At 73.3% G+C, this 3,578-nt stretch carries 4 protein-coding genes; 3 read left to right on the top strand and 1 reads right to left on the bottom strand.

Annotation, left to right across the window (positions count from 1 at the left end):
* Positions 1-384 (bottom strand): PadR family transcriptional regulator (locus tag ACFWBW_RS35220; protein ID WP_385381680.1); only part of this gene is annotated, 384 nt, incomplete at its 3' end.
* 148 nt (positions 385-532) lie between these two features.
* Between ACFWBW_RS35220 and nadE the strand changes: the two genes are divergently transcribed.
* From nadE to ACFWBW_RS35205, 3 genes are all read left to right on the top strand, one after another.
* On the top strand, positions 533-1,363 hold the full coding sequence (gene nadE, locus ACFWBW_RS35215) for an ammonia-dependent NAD(+) synthetase (protein ID WP_385381677.1): 831 nt from the start codon (positions 533-535) through the stop codon (positions 1,361-1,363).
* Positions 1,364-1,485: 122 nt separating this feature from the next.
* Positions 1,486-1,893, top strand: a complete 408-nt coding sequence (locus tag ACFWBW_RS35210) for a hypothetical protein (protein WP_385381674.1) — start codon at positions 1,486-1,488, stop codon at positions 1,891-1,893.
* 61 nt (positions 1,894-1,954) lie between these two features.
* On the top strand, positions 1,955-3,578 hold a 1,624-nt coding region (locus ACFWBW_RS35205), incomplete at its 3' end, for an MFS transporter (protein WP_385381671.1).

Genomic DNA, 3,578 nt, shown 5'->3' with positions numbered 1-3,578 from the left:
TCGTACGGGTTCTGCTCGTACGGGTTCTGCGCGTAGTGGTGCTGTCCGTACGGTGGCTGTCCGTACGGGTTCTGCGGTGGCGGCGCGCCGTACCCGCCGGTGCTGCCGCCGTACCCCTGCCTGGATCGGCTCGTGGAGCCAGGCCGAGAGGGCGGCGCGGCCGGCCGCGGTGACGGAGTACTCCTTCTTGTCCGGCCGGGTCCGCTGCGGCACTTCGCGGACGTCGAGCCGGCCGTCGCCCTCCATCCGGTTCAGCACGCGGTAGATCTGCTGGTGGGTCGCGGTCCAGAAGTAGCCGATGGACCGGTCGAACCGGCGCGCCAGCTCATATCCGGACCCCGGCTGCTCCAGCAGGGAGACGAGGATCGCGTGCTCAAGTGCCATGCCTTGATCTTTCTATGCAACTCGTTGCATAGACAAGCGCCGCCACGAGGGTGAGACGCGGCTCACCCGCGCGCTCGGTTAGGGTCGGCGGGACAACGCATCGCATCCCACCGCCTTGCGGACCGACGAACCATCATGAGGAGCAGCCGTGAGCCAGCCGGCGTCCACCGCCCTGCAGCAGGAGATCGCCCGGGAGCTCCTGGTCGCCGAGAACTTCGACGCCCAGCGGGAGATCGAGCGCCGGGTGGCGTTCCTGGCCGAGCGGCTCACCTCCACCGGCCTGCGCTCCCTGGTCCTCGGGATCAGCGGCGGGGTGGACTCCACGACGGCCGGCCGGCTCTGCCAGCTCGCCGTGGAGCGGGTCCGCGCGGCCGGGCACGAGGCGACGTTCTTTGCCATGCGACTGCCGTACGGGGTCCAGGCCGACGAGCGGGACGCCCAGCTCGCCCTCGGTTTCATCAACGCCGACCGGGTGCTGACCGTGGACGTCAAGCCCGCGAGCGACGCGGCGCTGTCCGCCTCCCTGGCCGGCGGGACCGTCTTCCGGGACGCCCACCACCAGGACTTCGTGCAGGGCAACATCAAGGCCCGCCAGCGCATGATCGCCCAGTACGCGGTGGCCGGCGCGCACGACGGCCTGGTCGTCGGCACCGACCACGCCGCCGAGGCGGTCTCCGGCTTCTTCACCAAGTTCGGTGACGGCGCGGCCGACGTGGTGCCGCTGACCGGGCTGACCAAGCGCCGGGTACGGGCCTGCGCCGACGCCCTTGGCGCACCGGCCGAGCTGGTCTGGAAGACGCCCACGGCGGACCTGGAGACCCTCGACCCGGGCAAGGCCGACGAGGACGCGCTGGGTGTCACGTACGACGAGATCGACGACTTCCTCGAGGGCAAGCCGGTCGGGGAGCGCGCCTTCGAGACGATCGTGCGCCGCTACCGCCTGACCGAGCACAAGCGGCAGCTGCCGATCGCACCGTAGCGGGGGCCGAGCCGGGGGGCGGCGGGCGTGAAGTCCGCTTCCTCCGGGTACTGGTCGGTCACGGCGAGCACCACCTTGCCCGGCCCGCCCAGACGGTGCCGTTCACACCCCGAGGAGTCCCCGTGGCCGTCCTCAGCACGATCCTCGTGATCCTCGGCGCCTGGTGCGCCGCCAGCGTGGTCACTGCCGCCCTGTACTCGGCCCTGCGCCGCCTCCACGTCCGGCGCCGGCGGGCGACGGGAGCCCTCCCGGCATCCGCGTACGACCCCGCGTACACAGCGGCACGGTGCGCCGGGCCGGGCGGGCGGACGGGTCGGCCCGGCCGCTCCGGTCAGCCCGGTCAGCCCGGTCAGCCCGAGCGCTCCGGTCAGCCCGGTCACTTCGAGCACCCCGAGCGCCCCGGCCGCTCCGCGCGCTCCCTTCGCCCCCACCACTCCCACCGCTCCCACCGTCCCGCTCACCCGTCCGGCCGCTCCGGCCGCTCCGGCTGGGGACGCAGGATCCCACCGCCGGATCTCCAGGCGGGCTGACCTTCACGATCCGTGTTTGGCTGACTGCATGACGTCCGCCAGCGGAACTCCATCCGGCCCGATGCCCGAAGCCGCCCCCCGGCCCGCAGGCGGGCCGCCTGCCGGCCCTCCCGATCCCCGGCGCTGGTGGGCGCTCGCCGTCATCGGGCTGGCCCAGCTGATGGTCGTCCTCGACGCCACGATCGTGAACATCGCGCTCCCGTCCGCCCAGCGCGACCTGGGGATGTCCGACGGCAACCGGCAGTGGGTGATCACCGCCTACTCACTGGCCTTCGGCGGGCTGCTCCTGCTGGGCGGACGCCTCGCGGACCTCATCGGCCGCAGGCGGGCGTTCGTCATCGGCCTGAGCGGCTTCGCCCTCGCCTCCGCCCTGGGCGGCGCGGCGAGCGGGCCGGGGATGCTCTTCGCGGCCCGGGCGCTGCAGGGCGTCTTCGCCGCGCTCCTCGCGCCGTGCGCCCTGTCGCTGCTGGCCACCACCTTCGACACCCCCAGGGAACGCGCCAAGGCCTTCGGGGTGTTCGCGGCGATCGCGAGCGGCGGCGGCGCCGTCGGCCTGATCGCCGGAGGCCTGCTCACCGAGTACACGGACTGGCGCTGGTGCCTCTACGTCAACGTGGTCATCGCCGCGGTCGCGATCCTCGGCGCCTTCGCCGTCCTGCCCGACACGGGCCGTACGGGAGCGAAGCTCGACGTCCCGGGAGCGGTCCTCGGGTGCGGCGGACTCGTGGCCATCGTCTACGGGCTGAGCGAGGCCGAACCGCGCGGCTGGTCCGACGGCCTGGTCGTGGGCCTCCTCTTCGGCGGGGCCGCCCTGCTCGCCGCGTTCGCGCGGTGGCAGACGCGGGCGAGCGACCCCATGCTCCCGCCGCACGTCATCAGGGACCGGACGCGGGCCGGCTGCCTCGTCACCATGGCGCTGGCGACCATCGGCCTGTTCGCCCTGTTCCTGTTCATGACCTACTACTTCCAGCTCGTCCTCGGCTACTCCCCCGTCCGGACCGGGCTGGCCTTCCTCCCCATGACCCTGGCGATCATCACCGGTGCGACCCAGGTCTCCGCGCGCTTCCTCGACCGGCTCGCGCCCCGCGCGCTGATCGTCCCCGGGCTGCTCCTGGCCACCGTGGCCCTGGTCCTGCTCACGCGGCTGACGGTGGACTCCTCGTACGCGACGCACGTGCTCCCGGCGATGCTGGTCCTCGGGTTCGGCATGGGCCTGGTCTTCATGCCGGTGATGTCGACGGCCACCCAGGGCGTGGCGCGGCGGGACTCCGGAATCACCTCGGCCACGGTCAACACGGCCCAGCAGGTGGGCGGGGCGATCGGAACGGCGCTCCTCAACACCATCGCGAGCACGGCCGCGACGGCCTACGTCGCCGCGCACCTCGCGGGTCCGGCAGAGCCGGCCCACAGCGTCCCCGCGTCCCCGGCGCAGCGGTTGATCGAGGCCCAGGGCATGGTGCACGGCTTCGGCGTCGCGCTCTGGTGGGCGGCCGGCATCATGCTGCTGGGCGCCGCCGTGGCGGCCGTCATGGTCACCGCCCCGGCGCCGGCGCGCCGCCCCGAGGTGCGGGGCGCGGCGGTGGGCAGCCCCCAAACCCCACCGCGCCAGGACAAAGAAACAAGGGGGCCAAGAACGGGAAGACGGGAGCAGGGAGGAGGGGGGCTGAGTTGGGCGGCAAGCACCC

Source organism: Streptomyces sp. NPDC059957, assembly GCF_042730015.1.
Classification (GTDB): domain Bacteria; phylum Actinomycetota; class Actinomycetes; order Streptomycetales; family Streptomycetaceae; genus Streptomyces.
The sequence above is the reverse complement of the archived record's forward strand: the minus strand, read 5'-3'. Positions and strand labels throughout refer to the sequence as shown.